Below are 18,770 nucleotides of genomic sequence, written 5' to 3'. Positions count from 1 at the left end.
CCCTACGGGCGGCGTTCAGGGACCACACCCCGGTGAGCGAATGTCATCCGTACAGGAGGTGTTTCTCCGTAGGCGTCCCCATTCCTCATCTACCCCATCTTCTTCATCAACTCCACCAACTCCGCATACTTCCCAGTCACATACCCATAATTCTTCCTCTTATGCGGCAGCTGACAATCCGTGCAGTCCTTAAATCCCTTATCCGTAAACTTAAAATTCCCGCCACATTTATCACCCAGTGCATACAACGGGCAATAACAAAACAGACAATTAAAGTTCTCCGGGTCTGCCCCTTTATGGCATGGAAAATATTCACACTCCTTATTGCTGAAATAGGAATAATGTTTCCCTTCCCAATACGGTTTCTCCATAATATTCACCTCCATCCCCTTTTCATCCTATTATATCCTATAAGAAAATATAAAAAAAGCAGCTATGACCAATGTCATGCTGTCATTCAAACATTCTTATAGAGGATTTGCGATGCTGCTCCGGGGTAGACAATGAATCCGTTCAAATATGCGGAGGGAACGAATGCATCCGAAGCAGTATCGCCTGCCATTTAATCATACCCTTAATGGGTTACCATGCTCTGCGGCGGCCACCGCAATTACAAGCATGAGGTATAATTCATACGAACAGGCGAATTCCATAAAAAAATGCCTGCTTCCAATAAGCAGACAACACTCTGGGACTGCGGATATCCCTAAGTTGGTTGTTACACTTTACACGGAAGTTTAACCTCGCCATACAAAGCAGGTTTCCTGACTTCAGGATCATCGCTTGCCTTCCCCTTCTCATACTATGTACAATGGGATAATGAAGGTTCGCTCCTCTGTTACAGTGACCGGATCGCTCAGGACTCTCACCTGATTCCCTCTTCTGACTGCTACGCGGACACAGCCAGCACTTCATATGTTCAATATGGAATTATACTGACATTATAATAGCATACCCTTTGGTCATTGTCAATAGTATCTGATACTTTTTTCACAAATTCATAAGTAAAAAGTTATAATCTCTTTTCACACCCGTTTTTTCTCTGTGTTGCATTTTTTCTGCGTGTGTCCTATACTGAATTATATTTTCCGGTCCTGCATGACCACTACGTAGTTATCACCAAAAGGAGGATTTTTTATGATTCAGGATATCGCACCGCATACTTATCACAATGAATATAAACCAGTCACACCGGATGGCAACAGCATCATTCTCGCTTACGAAAATGGAAAGTGTTTCTTCCATAAAAAAGAAGATGACGTTTCCATCTCTCTTCCACGTTTTCGCGAACTGGAAGGAAATGTAAGCGATCTGTACGAAAATTATATCTATCTTTTTTCCATTGATCAGGAACGTTTTTATCTGATCCCGGGACTTGATACATCCCTGCTGCCGGGCTATGAATTCCATGAAACAAGAGAGCTTCGTTATGTCCAGCCACAGTATCTTGCTTTCGCCACAGTCACTGGATATCAGCTCTGGTTCTGGTACAAAAATCGGCGTTTCTGCGGATGCTGTGGAAAACCAATGAAGCATGACACAAAAGAGCGTATGATGTACTGCCCTTCCTGCGGCCGTCGGGAATACCCGGTACTTATGCCGGCTGTCATCGTCGGCATCACAAACGGTGACAAGATCATTTGTTCCAAATATGAAGGCCGGAGTTTTAAACAATATGCTCTGATCGCCGGATTTGCAGAAATTGGGGAAACCATTGAAGAGACCGTCCAGCGTGAGGTCATGGAAGAGGTCGGCCTTAAAGTCAAAAATCTTCGTTATTACAAGAGCCAGCCATGGTCCTTCTCCGGCACTTTACTTTTCGGATTTTTCTGTGATGTAGACGGAGAGGATACTCTCACGGTGGATCACGAAGAGCTTTCCATAGCACAGTGGTTTGAGCGTGATCAAATTATCGGTCAGGACAACAACAGCAGTCTTACTAACGAGATGATGATGGTATTTGCTGCTGGAAAAGAACCCAAATAAAGAATAGACAAACGTGGTATCTGTTTTTACAAGCAGGCACCACGTTCAGACTATCGCATTATACTCATCATGCAGATCTGCACTTTACAATTCTTTTATCCGCTTCATTTCAAATATTTTGTTATATAGTATATATATTTCGTAAATTTATCTTTATTTTTCAGTATCAAAGACATATCTTTTTCATCCCGCACATGCTATAGTAACATCATCAAAGCTGTTCAGTTCCTCCAATCACCTTACACATTTGCGTTTACTGCCTGAGCAGCTTTTTCAAAAAAACATTCACATTACCAACAGGGGGTTTTGTTATGAAAGTTGTAGTTGCTGTTGATTCATTTAAAGGAAGCATGACTTCCATGGAAGCCGGCATGGCTGTCAAAGCCGGCGTTCTTGCCGCACATAAAGATGCAGAAGTGATCGTCAAACCACTGGCTGACGGCGGCGAGGGAACTACGGATGCCCTGATCGAAGGGCTGAATGGAGAACGTGTCGATGTCACAGTTACCGGACCTTATCATGAACCGGTCAACGCATATTATGGTTATCTCAAGGACACCAACACTGCTGTCATGGAGATGGCTTCTGCCGCCGGGATCACGATCTCCGAGCAGAAAGATCCTATGATCGCTACCACTTACGGTGTCGGTGAAATGATCCTTCACGCCATCAACAAGGGAATCCGCAATTTCATCATCGGAATCGGCGGCAGTGCTACCAATGACGGTGGGATCGGAATGCTTAAGGCTCTTGGATTTACTTTCCTTGACAAAGACGGTCAGGACACCGGCGAAGGCGGACAGGCTCTTGCCAAAGTGGCTTCCGTCAGACTTTCCGACAATGCTGAGCTTCTCTCCCAGTGTAATTTCAAGATCGCATGTGATGTCACAAACCCGCTCTGCGGCTTCCAGGGTGCCACTTACATCTATGGTCCGCAGAAAGGCGTTACTTCCGAAATGCTTCCGGTCCTCGATGCCGGAATGGAAAACTATGCAAAAGTCACCTCACAGACCATCGGAAAAGACAACATGAACGCATCCGGTGCAGGTGCCGCAGGCGGACTTGGTTTTGCATTCTTAAGCTACTTAAACGGAGAACTGACTCCTGGCATCCAGCTTATCCTGAATGCTGTCCATCTTGAGGACGAAATGAAAAACGCCGATGTTGTCGTAACCGGTGAGGGTCGTCTGGATCATCAGACCGCCATGGGAAAAGCTCCTGTAGGCGTCGCAAAACTCGGCAAAAAATATGGTGCAAAAACCGTCGCTTTTGCAGGAAGCGTCACAAAAGAAGCCGTTGCCTGCAACGAAGCCGGTATTGATGCATTTTTCCCGATCATCCGTGGAATCTCCACCCTCAGTGAAGCCATGGATCCGGCTACTGCCAAAGCCAATATGGCTGCAGCGGTGGAACAGGTATTCCGTCTGCTTTAACTTTGTCCCTTTTCTCCCTTTGCCCGCTGGTCCCTCTCCCGTATGCCAGCGGGCTTTTTTGCGTATAAAACTGGTATTTTGGCGGCTGATTCGTTATAATATGAAGAACGGGTTTTTTACTATATAAAATAATGGGGTATTTTATCATGAAAAAAATAGCACTTATCACAGACGGCTGGAAACGTTACGTTACCTATGCCTGGGTAGAGGGATACCGCCGCTTTGCTTCCGTTCTCCGGCAGAACTGTCCTGTCGGTTCCATATGTATGCGCTATGGTGGCGACGAGTTTGTATGTGTCGTTCCTGATCTTGACATAAGAAAGCTTCATCAACTGGAACAAAATATCCAGCACGCTCTGGCTGAATTTTCTTCTGCCAGTCATTTCTCGTTTCCAATTGAAGCAAGCATTGGCAGTGTCATCGCTGACGATCCTGTATTCTCTCTCAATGACTATATCAATCTCGCCGACCAGAAAATGTACCAGACTAAAAAAGCCCACAAAGCAGCACGAGGAGCAACACCATGACACCTTACATCACCAGAGCACTCGCACAGCAGATCGTAGATACCGTCCGGGATCTGTGCGGACAGAACGTGAATTTCATTGACTGTTCCGGGACGATTTTTGCCAGCACAGATGCGACACGCATCGGGACCTTTCATGAAATCGGACAGCAGACGGCCGAGCGCGGTACTGTGATCGAAGTTCGGGAAAATGACCGCTTTACCGGCACACAGCAGGGTGTCAATCTTCCTGTCTACCATAATCACAAGATGATCGCCGTCATCGGTATCACCGGAAATCCCGATGAAGTACGCAAATATGCCAAACTGGCTGAACGGATCACCCGGCTTTTGATCCGTGAGAAGGAACTGGACGCTTTTAACCGCACAGAATCTGACAAAAAAAGCTATATCCTGCGCGGGCTGATCGACCATGAGGATATCCACCCGGATTATCTCAGAGAAAATCTAACCCGGTGGAACATCAGTGAAAAAAAGTCCTGGCAGCTTCTTCGCCTGAAAATCCATTCTGACAATGGACCTGCACTCTCCGCTTCTCTGGACACTGCCATCTCCCGGCTTTTTCAGAAGCTTGACAATCAGCTTTTTACTTTTGTGTACCCGGATGAGTATCTTGCTGTCATCGAAGACAAGGTTTTCCACCGGCAAAGACAAATTCTGCTGGATTTCGCACAGAAATATGCAGGCACTCTGTGCATAGCTGTGGGAAACCCGTCCTCAATCCATGAAATCGCAGATTCTGCTTTTTCTGCCGAGATTGCACTGAAATCCATGCCTGCCGGATCTAACTATGCAGAGGCTTCCTCTCTGGATCTGGAACTGATCCTCGCCTCCATAAATTCCCGTAACAAAAAAGCCTTCCTGGAGAAAACCCTCGATAAGCTTTCTCCGGAAGACCTTGAATTACTTCGTATTTACTTTTCCTGTGACATGTCCCTCAAAAAGACCTGCGAGGAAACGTATCTGCATAAGAATACGATCCAGTATCGGCTCAATCATATCCATAAGAAATGCGGATACAACCCGCGGGAGTTTCAGGATGCTGTGCGGCTGTATCTGGCACTGAAGATGTAACAATTCTATGCCAGCTGACTGATCAGTTTAAGAATCCTGCCTGCAGAGGAACGGATTTCTTCTTCTGTAAGATCTCCGTTTCTGTATGCTTCGCGAATACTCTCGGCATCTTCTGCATTTCCAGGCATGATAATGTCATTTCCTGCCGCAGCACATTTCCATGCAACACTTCCATCTTCCGGTACGGTTGTATTCCAGTCGGACATGATAACTCCATCAAATCCCCACTCTTTCCGGGCAATTCTGGTACACAGATCTTTGCTGTTCGCCGCATGCACTCCATTGACAAGATTGTAAGAAGACATGATTGCTGCCGGCTGTCCCTCTTTCACTGCAATTTCAAATCCACGAAGATAAATTTCTCTGAGCGTCCTCTCTGAAATCTTTACATCCACCCCCATACGGTTATCTTCCTGATTATTGCATGCAAAATGCTTAATTGTAACGCCGCATCCCTTATGGCACTGCACACCTTTTGTTACAGATGCTGCCAGCGTTCCTGAGAGGAACGGATCTTCTGAATAATACTCAAAATTTCGTCCACAAAGAGGATTTCTGTGGATATTCAGACCCGGTGCCAGCCACAGATTGACGTGAAATGCTTCCATCTCAAGTGCAACCGCTTCTCCAAATCTCTGCATCAGATCTCTGTTCCAGGTCTGAGCCATTACAGTTCCTACCGGGAATGCAGTGCAGTACTGATAATACTGGTCAGCACCCTCATGCTCTTCTCTGTCTACCAGGAAGCCATTCTCCAGTGCCCCCAGTACACCGATTCCATAAACGGTATCTGTTGCCCTGTCCACTTCATAGTGCTGCTGCAATCGAATACCTGCCGGTCCGTCTGCCATGATCAGCGATGGAACACCATACTTGTCAAGAAGTCCTTCTGTTGTCTCACCTGCGGTTCCCGGAACGCGGATTCCTGCTGCCCCCAGAGTACTTGTTGTTTCTGCAATATTTCCGTAGAGAAGAGGAATCAGATCTTCTGCCATCTGTTCCGTGGCATAAGCTGATCTGTATATTTTTTTCTCTTCTGGATGCGGTGTAAAAACAATACAATGACTGTTATCTGCCGTTGTTTTTCTGCATTCGTACGTTTTCCACAGTTCTTCTTCTATCTCTGCTGTGTTTTCCAGGACACAGGTATCCTCCAACGATACACTTTGCTCTACTTTCACAGTGCTGCTGTATTCGAGAGATACAGAACTGTTTCCGGTCCAGATACCATAGTTTCCTTTTTCTACGATCCACTGATGTTTTTCCTCAGAAAAATATGCCAGTTCTTTCTGTCCAACTGTGATCTTCAATGTTTCAGCTTCTCCCGGCTGCAAAAGCTTTGTTTTTGCATACCCAACGAGACGGCGATATTCTTTCTTTACCTCTGTCTGAGGAAGAGATGCATAAATCTGCACAACTTCTTTTCCTGCATAAGTATCTCCGATATTAGTAACTTTCATTTCAACTGTAAGTTCTTTCTCCGAAGTCTCAATCCCTTTGAATTCTATTTTAAACTCTGTATAGGACAGTCCGAATCCAAACGGAAACAGTGGCTTTTTGCCAAAGCTGTCAAAATAACGGTATCCGACAAAAATCCCTTCTTTGTACTCTTCGGTATCCAGATTTCCATTCAGATAACTGTAATCCTCTGCAAAAGGGCAGTCTTCATATCTTCTCGCCCAGGTTGTCGTCAGTTTCGCACTTGGTACACAGTTTCCCAGCAGGATGTCTGCAACCGCATATCCACTCTCCTGCCCCGGCTGGGAAATATTAAGGATTGCCTTTATGTTCTCTGTATTTTCCAGAATGTCAGTCAGTTCGATCGGACCACCCGCATTCAGAAGCAGGATGACCGGAATCTTTTTTTCATTCAGGAAAAAAAGATCTGCTGCTTCTCTTTCACTCAGATAATAGTCTCCTTTTACCCTGCGGCGGTCTTTACCCTCTCCGGAAATACGGCTGAGCACATACACAGCTGCTTTTGCATCTGCGATATCCTTTGCTTCAACAGCCCGTCCTTCCGGAAGAATAAAAGGGTTGCTTGCGTATGCATCAAATGGATTATCTACGTGCTTTGCATCCTCAAGGATTTTTTCTTTCCAGACATTTCGTGCGTTTTTATAACGTTCTTCATAATCCTCCAGCCAGTCCTCGCTGGTAATAGTCACACCTGCTTCTTTCATTCCCTGATAAATGGAAATATTTTCTCTGTTATTTACATCACCGGAACCAATTCCGCCTTTAATAGTCTTTTCTGCCCCACTTCCAAGCAGTGCAATAGCTGAAGCTGTGGAAAGAGGAAGTACTCCTTCGTTTTTCAGAAGTACAATACCTTCCACCGCCGCTTCTCTTGCCAGAGTCCGGTGTCTGATTTCAAGTTCAGACAGACTCTGATCCATACTTCCACTGTGTCCCCATACATCTTTCATATATAATCCTCCTGCTAACGTTTGAATTTATTTTATACAACAAAAGAACGACAGCATTCTTTATCCTTTATACAAGAATATCCTGCTGCGTTCTTCTGACTGATGATAACTTTTATTTTTTACTCTTTTACGCCACCCAGCGTAACACCTGCGATGATATATTTTGACAGAAGCAGATAAACAATAATGATCGGTACGATAGCAACAGTGATCATCATGTAAATCTTACCCATATCAAAGTTCATGTAATCAGCACCTCGTAATGTTGCAATCAGGATCGGAACCGTCATCTTGTTCTTGGACTGGATAACCAATGCCGGTACGAAGTAGTTGTTCCATGATCCAACAAAGGTAAAGATTGCCTGAACTGCGATCGCCGGTTTCATGATTGGAAGTACAATACGGTTGAATGTATGGAACTCTCCAGATCCGTCAATTCTGGCAGCTTCCACCAGTGACAGCGGAAGAGAAGATTGTAAATAACTGTACATAAAGTAAAATACTGCCGGTGAAGCAATGGACGGAATAATCAGCGGAAGAAGTGAATCATACATTCCCATCTTTGTGATCAATCTCAGGAATCCCATTGCAGTTACCTGTGTCGGCATAACAAGGATTGCCATGATGAAAGTAAAAGCAACTTTCTTTCCCTTGAAATCATAAGCATAAATGCCATATGCAGTCAGGGAAGAAAAGTATGTACATAATGCTGCAGAGCATCCGGACACGATCACACTGTTAATGATTCCTCTGAACATTGGAAAGCTTCCATCATTTGCCACACTTCTCAGGTTATCCAGAAAATGTTTACCCGGAATGATAGAAAAGCCTTTCTGCAGTTCTGCATGTGAATGCGTTGCATTGATAAGCAGAATCGCAAAGAAAAACAGACACATAAAAGATAAGAGAATGAGTACAATATGTGCGAAAATGCTCATCACACGTTTTCCTGAATTTGTTTTCATGATCTTGCTCTTCTCCTTTCTTCTTTTGCACGTTTCTTAGCTGCCTTTTTTGAACCATCTGGATCGTTGTCATTGGTCATTCTGTAAACAAAGAAGCAGAGGATACCACTGATGATGAACAGGTAAACAGATAATGCACCTGCCATTCCATAATTCTTGCTCTTCAGATGACTGTTCAGGAACATGATCAGTGTCATGGATGTTCTGTCCGGGTTACCCTGTCCGTTTGTCAGGATCTGAGGAACATCAAACATCTGAAGACCACCGATGATAGATGTGATCAGTGTGTATGCAAGGATCGGACGGATCATTGGCAGTGTAATATAGAAAAATCTCTGAATTCCATTGCATCCATCCAGATCAGCAGCCTCATAGACCTCCACACTTACACCCATAACTGCCGCCATCAGCATGATCGTTGTATTTCCAAACCACATCATAAAGTTCATAAATCCGATCAGTCCTCTTGTTCCCAGAACAGAACCCAGGAAATCAATCGGTGCTTTCAGAACACCCAGAGACAGCAGAATAGAGTTGACCGGACCATTGGTAGAGAACATCGTAAAGAATAATAAGGCAAATGCAGACGCCATGATCAGGTTCGGCAGATAAATAACTACTTTAAAGAACTGTTTGCCGTGGATCTTCATTCGAAGATCTGTAAACCAGCAGGCAAGTACAAGTGCAACCACGATCTGCGGAACAAAACCGATCAGCCACAGGATCAATGTGTTTTTTCCATACAGGAACATATCTGATTTCAAAAGACTGATGTAGTTTTTCATGCCGACAAAATTCGGACCTACTACCTTGATACCCGAACGATAATATTCGAAAAAGCTGTATCTTACAGTATCGATCAAAGGAATAAGAGAAAATATCAGATACGCGATAAAAAATGGAAGAATAAATAACAAGCCCCATTTTCCGTAATCAATATTTTTTTTCTTTTTTTTCATAAATGCCTTTCCTTTCCAATAAACAGCAGGGCACTCTGTACCCTGCTGATCTGATCATTTATTCCGGCCACTGTACTTCTGTGATTTCCGGATAACGTTCCATGATTGCTGTTTCAAAGTTTGATTTTGCTTTGTCAAACTCAACATTTCCCTGGAAATAATCGCTGAAAGCATTCTGGAGCAGTTCTACACAGCCCTGATCATAAGGGGAAAGCGGGGCAATTTTGATGTTTTCTGCAACCGGTGCAAAATATTCAAATGGATTCTGTCCACCGAGGAAATCAGAAGCGAATGCATCGTCAGAAGCAGCCTCCTGCATACCGGATTTTGTATTTGTAAAGTCAGCATAGTCCTGGGAAATCTTTAACAGGTTGTCTTTGTTTCCAGTCAGAGCAAGGATAATATCTTTTGCATGTTCCGTGTTGTCTGTTCCTGTTGCTACATGGATATAAGATCCGCCCCAGTTGTATTCCTGCGGTGGGTTTGTAACAGCCCAGGCACCGTCTTCGCCATCCCAGTTTGGTTTCAGGGTAAAGTCAATTCCCCATGCCGGGAACAGGAATGCGAATACTTTGGAGTCAGAGCTCATAGCTTTGTTCCAGTCATCGTTCCACTGACCTTTTACAGTTTTGTTCAGATATCCTGCATCCAGCCATTCTTTTGAATCACTTATCCAATCCATGATCTTCTGGTCAACTTTGATCGTTGTGCTTCCCGGCTCTACCCATGAATTTTCGATGCTGTTTCCATACAGACGGAATGTATCTGCATAAGAAGCAAATGTGTAGTATCCTTTTGCTTTCAGTTCTTCTGCTGTTGCTTTTGTTGTATCCCAGTCCTTTAATTTCTCGCCTACTGCTTTCGGATCATCTGTTCCAAATACATCTTTTGCGATGTCACGACGATATACCAGAGTTCCCGGGCAACACTGCCATGTAGAACCTCTCTGTACTCCATCAGTGTCAGATGCTGTTGTTTTTGTAAAATCATACTGATCTGCAAGATCTTTGTCAGGATCAATTCCGAGGTCTTTAAGCGGAATTGCCACATCTGCATCTTTGTCTGTATATTTATTTACATAGTCTGTCTCTGACAGGAAAATATCTACTTTGTCATCGTCTGCCGCATCCGCCTGGTTCATCAATGCTTCATCCAGTTTTTGCTGGTAAACGCCATCCTGATTCGGGTTAATGACCCAGTGGATCTCTGTTCCATCTTTCAGTGTTGTAACTGTTCCATCCTTTGATGTAGATTCTACTTCCGGATATACAGCTTCCAATCTCTGACGAAATTCATCATTCCAGGAATAAATATTGATCACTTTTCCTTCTCCGGAATCCGCACTTACTACAGTTGCTGCTGAGAGTGTTCCTGCAACAACTGCTGCTGTCAGGATTACAGATACAAATTTTCTTTTCATTAAAAATTCCTCCTTGTTCAAAGCATTTTTCACTGTTTTCTCTTTGATGATGATACTATATCATTTTTGACATTCAAAATATATTATTAATCTTAACAAAATGTCAGATTCATGTCATAATATAAAAAATCAACACATTAAGGAGTGATATTTATGGCAATTTCAAAAGACTGGTACCACACTGAAATGAAAAACGATGATATGGAGATCCTGCACCGTTCTCCCTCCGTAGAATACTCTTTTTATAATGCAGTCCGAAGCGGAGACATGGAGACTGTCACTGCAAACTGCAAAAACGATTCCTTTCTTCATCTCGAAGGAACTGGTGTCCTTTCAAGAAATCCTCTGACCAATATCAAATATCATTTTGTGGTAACTACCGCCATGCTGACCCGTTATTGCATTGACGGAGGACTGGAACCGGAGCAGGCCTATCGCCTCAGCGACTTCTATATCTTAAAAATGGATTCCTGCACTTCAGTCCGTGAAGTTGCAGACCTCCACCATATTATGGCAAAAGATTTTACCGGAAAAATGCTTCTTCAGAAAAAAAGTTCTGTTCTGTCCAAACCTGTCATTGAATGCATCAACTATATCTACAGTCACATAAAAGAAAGAATCACCATTCAGGATCTGGCTGAACATACAGGGCTGTCCTGCAATTATCTTTCCCGTATATTCAAGCAGAATCTTGGTGTATCGATCAGTGACTACATCCGTGAACAGAAAATAGAAAAAGCCACTCATCTTCTCAGATATTCTGATCAGTCTATCGTGGATATTGCGGCGTATCTTTCCTTTTCCTCACAGAGTCACTTTATACAGATTTTTGAAGGCTATACAGGACTGACACCAAAGAAATACCGCGACAAATACTACAAATCCATGTGGTAGACCAGCAGACATGCCTCTGTCTCTCTCCGGCATTGAGAAAAACAGAAAACAACCCGGCATTATGTCATTTTGCTACATAATGTCGGGTTGTTTTTATTGTAATACTATAGTAATATTATGTGTCTCATCTGAAGACAACTGTTCAATCGTCTCTTTTTTCATGCAGGCACTTCCGCCTGCTCTTTTTTCTATTTCTTTTTCGTCACAGTACGCCTGAACAATCTGATATTCTCCATACTCCTTTTTGTCTGGATTGGAAATGTGAACCTCAAATTTCTTTCCTGCAAATTCCAGATAGAGTGATGCATTTCCTTCTTTATCAAACTGTTCTGCCATAAGTGCTGGTGCGATCACAAGATTGCCAATCTCTCCTCTTACTCCAAAAGCTTCTGTGATCATGGTCAGCATATACCAGCTTGCTGCACCGGTAAGATATGCATACAGCCCTCTTCCATCACTGTCAAAATATTCAGGAAGACCTGGATACATATAGCTGCTTTCAAAGTTCATTGCCGCATGAAGAAGTGTATTGAGCACTTTATATCCTTCTTTTACAAATCCCTGACTGTACAGAGCATTTGCATACATGACTGCCATGTGAGAGAAAACAGCTCCGTTTTCTTTTTCACCATAGGCAAAGCCGAACATCCTGCCGAGATCAAATTTCTCTTCTCTGAAATTTGTATTCAGTCGATAACCGCCTGCTTTCTCATCGAACAGATATTTATCTGCACTTCTGCTGATCGCGGCAGTCTGCTCTTTTGTTGCAGTTCCGCTCATGATCGCGAATACCTGGCTGGTCAGCATCATGCGTACACGATCTTTTTCGCAGCACTCTACCGGATTCTTGTGGTCATCATAATAACCATTGAACCATCCGTCTCCACCATCTGTGATCCATTCATTCTTTCGGATATTTTCCATCATCCATTCTGCTTTTTCACGCAGATTTCTGACTATCTCATCAATTCTGACAATCACTGTGTCGCCGCTGATGTTGTGTGCACACTTTTTGGTGTAAGAACCCAGCAGTTCTCTTTTTTTGTCTGCATTCTCATATAGATCTCTTCCACAGGAAAACAGACATTCCATTTCACTGGCAATCTCAACCCGGTTAATTCCGCTTATGCGTTCCAGGTTTTCCAGGCAGTCTGCAATGTTATTCATATTTCCTGCATAGGCACAGGTAAACGCCACACTCTCACCATTGTCCCACGCCATATCCATGGCATCGTTCCAGTCGGCTCCATGGAGTTTCATTTCATTATGCTCACCCACATCATAAAAAGCAGTTAAATTCTGCAGAAGAATATGCTCCAGAATTGTTCCGAAATAAATATCTCCGCTCTCTACTTTCTGCTGTTTTCCGTAAGCTGTATTCCATTCTTCATCGTGTGTTGTTCCTCTTCCTGACTGAAGATCTTTGAAATATGGAACTTTTTCAAACAGAATATTCATATCACCGGTCTGGTCGATATACAGCTTCGTCGTTCCAAACGGCCAGAATGCATGATCCATCCAGACACGGGCAATATTATTTCTGTCCGCGATAAATTCTCCCTGTTTATTTCCAATAATCGTGGCATTTGTTCCGTCAATGCGGACACCGCCATAGTTGGCAACAATCATCTGACGCACTACAGCCGGATTCATGATCAGGAGTGCAAGACAGTCCTGCCAGAGATCTCTCCATCCCCGTCCGCCTTTTCCATAGTCGTGGTATGGGAGAAAAGAACAGCCATAGATTCTTCGCAGTAGCGGCTGAAAGCTGATCCATTTCATATAGTTATCAGCATCTGCATCACCGGTTTCATAAGATACATTTACTTTTTTCTGCCAGTAGGATTTCACCTCTTCAAGAACGTTCTCCACCTGTTCTTCTGTCCTGTATTTTGCGACAGTTTTGGCAATACTCTCTTTCTTCTCTGTCAGTCCTGCCAGTATGATAAAACCTGCTGTTTCCTGCGGCTTTAGCTCAACATCCGCAAAGCGGATGCCTCCCATTGCCTCTTTTCCCTCAGCTCTGCTTCCTGCCTTTCTGCCTAGCTTGTTCTCTCTTACTGCTTCTGGATTCAGATAGGTACCGCCCTCTCCTATAAACTCCTGCACAGTAGGATAAAACGCCTCCGGCGCATCGCCTTTTTCTGAATATCCATATACAAAATAGGTGGTATGATTCTTCTGATGACCTCTTTCATCAAAAGACAGAACCGGTGTGACTTCCACACCATATTCTGTTGTATTGATTCTGTGAAGAAGCGATGTCACATGACGATGATCTCGAATATTGTCCGCGCTTCTTCCATAAAGTGGTATTGCAGCGATCGGAGTTATTTTTGTCACTTCTTCAGATATATTTTTTATTCTGACCAGTTCAATCTCTGCTGCTCCGTCCACATCAACAAAAGAAGTGATTTCTGACTGAAGACCATATTTTGCAGAAGTTCTGGTCACTTTCTGCCACATAAAACCGGCTTCCAGAATGCTTTTATCCTGAGCTTCTGTAAATTTCTGTAATTCCTGCTCTGCTGAAATTCCCGTTGCAGACCAGCATCCCTTACCTTCTATACGACACCAGAAATTTCTGGTACTGCGATTATTGTGAAGATTTTCAATACTTACCGGTTCCAAAAGAAAATGGTTCTGATCTGTCTTGCTGTCTCCTCCAAGGTTCGGAGTGATACTGGATTTCAGTCCCCCATCACCCGCCAGCGGAAAATACAGACCACTGTAGTTTTCCGGACTCTGAATGGTAAACGTTCCTTTTTTATCCTGAAATTTTATATATTTCATGCTGTCTCCTTTTTATGACATGAACAGTTCTACTTCTGTAATCTCTGTAAGCTTTTCCTGAGGAATATAATTTTCTCCCAGTTCTTCTCCATTGACGATCATCTTCTTGAAACCAGATTCCACGTGTCCCGGATTATGGACTGTAATATGAAGTTTACATCCGCGGAAATCTTTATCAATTTCAAATTTATCCCATTCTTTCGGAACAGATGGTGCAATTCGCAGTCCGCCAAAGTCAGGACGCATACCAAGGATACCTTCTACACACCCTACCATAACGGTAGATGCTGTTCCTGTCAGCCAGTGTACATGAGAGCGTCCGAAATTCGGGCTTGCTTTTCCCTCTGTAAACTGTCCATAGCAGTATGGTTCCAGCCTTCGGATCTCTGCCCTGTCATTCTGTGCCGCAGGCGCATTTTCCATAAAGTAGCCAAAAGCTCTCTCTCCATGTCCTCTCAGAGCTTCTGCAAGAATGATCCATCCCTGTGACTGTGAGAAAATCCCTGCATTTTCCTTGGTTCCTGCATTATAGATCACAGCCAGTGCACCCTCGAATGCATGAGCATGATATGGAGGATCCATCAGGATTGCTCCATATTCTGTATTCAGTCTCTTATAAACCATATCCAGTGCAAGATCTGCCTGTGCATCGTCTGCAAGACCGCTGATCACCGCCCAGCTCTGCGGATTCAGCCACATATTCGCTTCCGGATCTGTGCGCTTTCCAATCACAGCTCCATCTTCTGTAAATCCACGGATAAAGCGGTCTTCATTCCAGCAGAGATCCTGGATCAGTTTTCCAAGTTTCTTCTGACTTTCGTTAAGATATTCAATATATTCTTTATCCTCTTTGTATTCTGCAAATTCTCTGAGAATCGTCATTGCGTAATAATACTGCAGTGCTACAAAAGTTGATTCTCCATCTTTTCCAAGTCTGAGACAGTCATTCCAGTCTGCATAAAGACCTGCCGGCATTCCATGTTTTCCAAGATGATTTTCAGAAAATGCAATTGCACGTTTCAGATGTTCATATACGGTTGCCTCACCTTTGTTTGCAAACGGAATCACTTCATCCATGAATGCCACATTGCCTGTTTCTGAAACATATTTATAGACTGTAGGGAAAAGCCACAGCGCATCATCTGCACGATAAGCCGGATGTCCTGTTTCCTGTACATAGGAAGCATCGTCCGGAGTATCTTCATGTCCCGGGTTATGTGTAAATTTTACAAGCGGAAGTCCACCGCCGTTATCCACCTGTGCTGAAAGCATGAATCGAATTTTTTCCACCGCCATCTCCGGTGCCAGATGAATCACTCCCTGAATATCCTGAACTGTATCGCGATATCCATATCCATTGCGGAGTCCACAGTAGGTAAAAGAAGCTGCCCGTGACCAGATAAAGGTCATAAAACAGTTGTATGCATTCCATGTATTGATCATGGTATTAAATTCCGGACTTGGGGTTCTGATCTGGAAGTGAGAAAGCTGACCATGCCAGTATTCGATCAGTTCTTCCAGTTCTCTTTTACATACATCCTGGCAGTTTTTGTAATGCTCCACGATCTCGCCCGCTTCTGCATCACCTTTCATTCCAACAAGAAAAGTGATTTCTTTTGTTTCCCCCGGAGCAAGGCTTAAAACTGTTGAAAGTGCTCCACAGCTATTCTCATTATAATTTCCCTTATTGCTGAGTTTTCCCGTGATCACGCCCTCTGGATTGTTATATCCGTGATATCTTCCGAGAAAGCTTTCTTTGTCTCCGCACCAGGAATTCACGTCAGCTCCTGCCAGTCCGAAGAATCTGTTAAATACATTTTTGTTATCAATGTTTTCACCTTCTTCCAGACGATCCAGGTTTGCGTGGATCATCTGACGTACACGGTTCCCTCTGAAAACCGTCTGTGTGATATACTGAGAATACTGAAGATTTACCTGATCCTGTTCATAGTTACTGTTGTTGGTAAATTCCGCATATCCTGTTACTGTAAGTTCACGTTTTTTCTCAGAATAGTTTGTTACTGCCAGACTCCATACTTCATAAGACCGCTCCAACGGCACATAATATCTTACTTCTGAGTGAATTTCACTGTAATCTGCCATCATTTTTGTGTATGCTGTCCCATGATGACATTCACTTTTGTACGTCTCCAGATCTTTGCCTACCGGCTGCCAGGATGCAGACCAGTAATCTTTACTTTCATTATCGCGAAGGTAAATATACCGTCCCGGCTGATCAAACTGATTGAAAATATATCTCAGGATTCTTCCATTTGCTCCAGATTTTGCAAAACTGTATCCTCCTGCATTATTTGAAACGATTGCCCCATACTCTGGTGAGCCAAGATAGTTTACCCACGGTGCCGGTGTATCCGGACGTGTGATCACATATTCCTTTTTTGCTTCATCAAAATATCCATATCTCATATCTCTCATCTCCTGTTCCAGCTATTCTTCGCCTGATTTTTCTTACACTATACCCTATATCATATTTTGAATATACAAAATACAAGCTGAAAATATCAGATTCGTGACATAAAATGGGGATGGAGAAAAATGTTCTTTTCTCCATCCCCATCAGTTTCAAGCCATAGCTTCTGTCAGATTTTTATTATCATGAGTAACTTCTCTGATGCCTGCTTTCCCGTTTTTGTTGAAATTGAAAATAAGCATATATTCCTTTTTCAGATGATAATACTCAAGAATTTCTTCATGACCGGAGTTCTTTATTTTTCCAGAGTTTCTATTCTCATTTTTACATCTGTCTCTATTTCTTTGCCCAGATCATACACGGTATTGGAAATTACCGCTTCACCGTCATTTACAAAGACTTCAATCAGGTTCGGGTTTACATATACTTCAAGCTCAAATCCTTCTTTTAATTCAGGTGTTGTAAACTGTACTCTGTGATTCGTAAATTTTCTGTAGAGGCTGCTTCTGTCAGTACAAATCCTGCTGCCTTCTCTGTAAATAATGTATCCGCCAATGTTTACCTTTTCACCATCTTTCAGAGAAAATCTTACACGATATCCGCTTTCATCTGCTTCATACGGTGCGGAGATTTCTCTTGTATATGCTGCCTGAATATTCGGATGGACACGAAAATAAATGTGATTCTCTTTCGCTTCTACAACTCTTGGAATACACATCATTCCCTGCCATTTCCCATCCACCGGCTCCGGCATGCGAAGCCACGCAGTCAGGATTCTTCTTCCCTCCTCATCGAGGGTGCTCTGTGGTGCATAAAGATCCATTCCATAGTCCATAAGCTGGTACTCATCCGGAAGTTCCATCTGACATGTTTTCTCATCAAATTTCACCTGCATACAGACCGCCTGTGCATCATCTGCTTTTCCGTCTTTCAGAAATCCCATTGGTGAAAAGATTACTATCTGTTTTCCGTCCACTTCAAAGTAATCCGGGCATTCCCACATCCAGCCAAATTTCTCTTTGGTAACAGAGTTTTTATATTTCCAGGATTCGCCATCTTTTGAAGTAAAGAACAGAAGTCTTCCCTGCTTATCTTCAATTGTGCTTCCAAGCATCATATACCATCTGTCGCCATTTTTCCAGACCTTCGGATCTCGGGTATGTCTCGCATCACCGGTTTTTGCATCATGGATGACCGGAAGAACTGTTTTCTTATCCCCAATGTTATCAAAATCAAATCCATTCTCAGAAGTGATCATCAGCTGTGCGGATACAAACTGCTCATCTACACAGTGATTGATATTCTCAGGATTTTCAACCAGATAATTTACTCCGGTAAAATACAGCTGCATCTTCCCATCATTTTCAACAGCTGTTCCAGAAAAACACCCACTTCTGTCATCTGTTTTACTTGGATACAACGCTATTCCCTGATTTTCCCAGCTTACAAGATCTTTGCTGACAACATGACCCCAGTGCATTCTTCCCCACTGCGGTGCATAAGGAAAGCACTGATAGAACAAATGATACAGACCTTTGAAATAAATAAAACCATTCGGGTCATTCATCCAGCAGTCTTTTGGTTTTACATATATTTTCTGCATTTTCTGTACTCACTTTCTCATTCTTCTGCATATTTTCGGACTACCTGCAGGGCTTTTTCTGCTTCGGCTCCCTGTGCATGAATTCTTACATTGACCGGTTTGGACAGATCTGTACTGAAAATTCCCATGATAGATTTTGCATCGATCACGTATCTTCCGGAAACAATATCCACGTCGCATTCCAGATGACTCACTTCATTCACAAAATTTTTGACTCTCTCAATCGTACCCAAAAATATCCTGATTTCTTCCATTAC

General features: G+C 43.2%; 14 protein-coding genes and 1 riboswitch. Of the genes, 5 read left to right on the top strand and 9 right to left on the bottom strand.

Features of this window, described 5'->3' with window-relative positions; genetic code table 11:
- Window positions 1–89: 89 nt before the first annotated feature.
- Window positions 90–371, bottom strand: a complete 282-nt coding sequence (locus DXC01_RS14035; protein ID WP_022215760.1) for a cysteine-rich small domain-containing protein — start codon at window positions 369–371, stop codon at window positions 90–92.
- A 366-nt stretch (window positions 372–737) separates the two neighbouring features.
- Window positions 738–929: riboswitch (cobalamin riboswitch) on the bottom strand.
- A 208-nt stretch (window positions 930–1,137) separates the two neighbouring features.
- Here DXC01_RS14035 and nudC point away from each other — a divergent pair.
- From nudC to DXC01_RS14015, 4 genes are all read left to right on the top strand, one after another.
- Complete coding sequence (gene nudC / locus DXC01_RS14030) at window positions 1,138–1,986, top strand: NAD(+) diphosphatase (protein WP_022215759.1); 849 nt, start codon at window positions 1,138–1,140, stop codon at window positions 1,984–1,986.
- A 311-nt stretch (window positions 1,987–2,297) separates the two neighbouring features.
- Window positions 2,298–3,419 (top strand): glycerate kinase family protein, encoded by a 1,122-nt coding sequence (locus DXC01_RS14025; protein WP_118697959.1) that lies wholly within the window; start codon window positions 2,298–2,300, stop codon window positions 3,417–3,419.
- Between the two features lie 146 nt (window positions 3,420–3,565).
- Complete coding sequence (locus DXC01_RS14020; protein ID WP_158583598.1) at window positions 3,566–3,946, top strand: diguanylate cyclase domain-containing protein; 381 nt, start codon at window positions 3,566–3,568, stop codon at window positions 3,944–3,946.
- Window positions 3,943–5,019 (top strand): CdaR family transcriptional regulator, encoded by a 1,077-nt coding sequence (locus DXC01_RS14015; RefSeq protein WP_118697957.1) that lies wholly within the window; start codon window positions 3,943–3,945, stop codon window positions 5,017–5,019. The genes DXC01_RS14020 and DXC01_RS14015 overlap by 4 nt, the downstream gene beginning before the upstream one ends.
- 5 nt (window positions 5,020–5,024) lie before the next feature.
- On the opposite strand, the gene DXC01_RS14010 is transcribed toward DXC01_RS14015, so the two are convergent.
- From DXC01_RS14010 to DXC01_RS13995, 4 genes are all read right to left on the bottom strand, one after another.
- Entirely contained in the window at window positions 5,025–7,448 is a 2,424-nt protein-coding gene (locus tag DXC01_RS14010; RefSeq protein ID WP_118697956.1) for a glycoside hydrolase family 3 protein, read from the bottom strand.
- Window positions 7,449–7,567: 119 nt separating this feature from the next.
- A complete protein-coding gene (locus DXC01_RS14005) occupies window positions 7,568–8,413 on the bottom strand; it encodes a carbohydrate ABC transporter permease (RefSeq protein WP_118697955.1) in 846 nt (281 codons plus the stop codon).
- A complete protein-coding gene (locus tag DXC01_RS14000) occupies window positions 8,410–9,372 on the bottom strand; it encodes a carbohydrate ABC transporter permease (protein ID WP_022215751.1) in 963 nt (320 codons plus the stop codon). The genes DXC01_RS14005 and DXC01_RS14000 overlap by 4 nt, the downstream gene beginning before the upstream one ends.
- 58 nt (window positions 9,373–9,430) lie before the next feature.
- A complete protein-coding gene (locus DXC01_RS13995; protein WP_118697954.1) occupies window positions 9,431–10,792 on the bottom strand; it encodes an ABC transporter substrate-binding protein in 1,362 nt (453 codons plus the stop codon).
- Between the two features lie 153 nt (window positions 10,793–10,945).
- Here DXC01_RS13995 and DXC01_RS13990 point away from each other — a divergent pair, with 153 nt between their 5' ends.
- Window positions 10,946–11,686: a helix-turn-helix domain-containing protein gene (locus DXC01_RS13990; protein WP_022215749.1), complete on the top strand. Its 741-nt coding sequence runs from the start codon at window positions 10,946–10,948 to the stop codon at window positions 11,684–11,686.
- 93 nt (window positions 11,687–11,779) lie between these two features.
- On the opposite strand, the gene DXC01_RS13985 is transcribed toward DXC01_RS13990, so the two are convergent.
- The 4 genes from DXC01_RS13985 to DXC01_RS13970 all read right to left on the bottom strand — a co-directional run bounded on the left by DXC01_RS13985 (window position 11,780) and on the right by DXC01_RS13970 (window position 18,767).
- On the bottom strand, window positions 11,780–14,479 hold the full coding sequence (locus tag DXC01_RS13985; RefSeq protein WP_118697953.1) for a GH36-type glycosyl hydrolase domain-containing protein: 2,700 nt from the start codon (window positions 14,477–14,479) through the stop codon (window positions 11,780–11,782).
- Between the two features lie 12 nt (window positions 14,480–14,491).
- Window positions 14,492–16,906: a GH36-type glycosyl hydrolase domain-containing protein gene (locus tag DXC01_RS13980; RefSeq protein WP_118252038.1), complete on the bottom strand. Its 2,415-nt coding sequence runs from the start codon at window positions 16,904–16,906 to the stop codon at window positions 14,492–14,494.
- 299 nt (window positions 16,907–17,205) lie between these two features.
- The gene (locus tag DXC01_RS13975) at window positions 17,206–18,513 is read right to left on the bottom strand and encodes a glycoside hydrolase family 32 protein (RefSeq protein WP_118252039.1); all 1,308 of its coding nucleotides are present in this window, start codon (window positions 18,511–18,513) and stop codon (window positions 17,206–17,208) included.
- 17 nt (window positions 18,514–18,530) lie between these two features.
- Complete coding sequence (locus DXC01_RS13970; protein WP_022215745.1) at window positions 18,531–18,767, bottom strand: HPr family phosphocarrier protein; 237 nt, start codon at window positions 18,765–18,767, stop codon at window positions 18,531–18,533.
- Window positions 18,768–18,770 lie beyond the last annotated feature (3 nt).

It is taken from the genome of Blautia sp. OM07-19, assembly GCF_003481595.1.
Taxonomy (GTDB): Bacteria; Bacillota; Clostridia; order Lachnospirales; family Lachnospiraceae; genus Blautia_A; species Blautia_A intestinihominis.
Note: the sequence above shows the minus strand (reverse complement) of the source record. Positions and strands in the feature narration are given on the sequence as shown.

Excerpts from the sequence above, each read along its gene's own strand:
- DXC01_RS14035 (WP_022215760.1), bottom strand. The coding sequence starts at position 371 with ATGGAGAAACCGTATTGGGAAGGGAAACATTATTCCTATTTCAGCAAT.
- nudC (WP_022215759.1), top strand. The coding sequence starts at position 1,138 with ATGATTCAGGATATCGCACCGCATACTTATCACAATGAATATAAACCA.
- DXC01_RS14025 (WP_118697959.1), top strand. The coding sequence starts at position 2,298 with ATGAAAGTTGTAGTTGCTGTTGATTCATTTAAAGGAAGCATGACTTCC.
- DXC01_RS14020 (WP_158583598.1), top strand. The coding sequence starts at position 3,566 with ATGAAAAAAATAGCACTTATCACAGACGGCTGGAAACGTTACGTTACC.
- DXC01_RS14015 (WP_118697957.1), top strand. The coding sequence starts at position 3,943 with ATGACACCTTACATCACCAGAGCACTCGCACAGCAGATCGTAGATACC.
- DXC01_RS14010 (WP_118697956.1), bottom strand. The coding sequence starts at position 7,448 with ATGAAAGATGTATGGGGACACAGTGGAAGTATGGATCAGAGTCTGTCT.
- DXC01_RS14005 (WP_118697955.1), bottom strand. The coding sequence starts at position 8,413 with ATGAAAACAAATTCAGGAAAACGTGTGATGAGCATTTTCGCACATATT.
- DXC01_RS14000 (WP_022215751.1), bottom strand. The coding sequence starts at position 9,372 with ATGAAAAAAAAGAAAAAAAATATTGATTACGGAAAATGGGGCTTGTTA.
- DXC01_RS13995 (WP_118697954.1), bottom strand. The coding sequence starts at position 10,792 with ATGAAAAGAAAATTTGTATCTGTAATCCTGACAGCAGCAGTTGTTGCA.
- DXC01_RS13990 (WP_022215749.1), top strand. The coding sequence starts at position 10,946 with ATGGCAATTTCAAAAGACTGGTACCACACTGAAATGAAAAACGATGAT.
- DXC01_RS13985 (WP_118697953.1), bottom strand. The coding sequence starts at position 14,479 with ATGAAATATATAAAATTTCAGGATAAAAAAGGAACGTTTACCATTCAG.
- DXC01_RS13980 (WP_118252038.1), bottom strand. The coding sequence starts at position 16,906 with ATGAGATATGGATATTTTGATGAAGCAAAAAAGGAATATGTGATCACA.
- DXC01_RS13975 (WP_118252039.1), bottom strand. The coding sequence starts at position 18,513 with ATGCAGAAAATATATGTAAAACCAAAAGACTGCTGGATGAATGACCCG.
- DXC01_RS13970 (WP_022215745.1), bottom strand. The coding sequence starts at position 18,767 with ATGGAAGAAATCAGGATATTTTTGGGTACGATTGAGAGAGTCAAAAAT.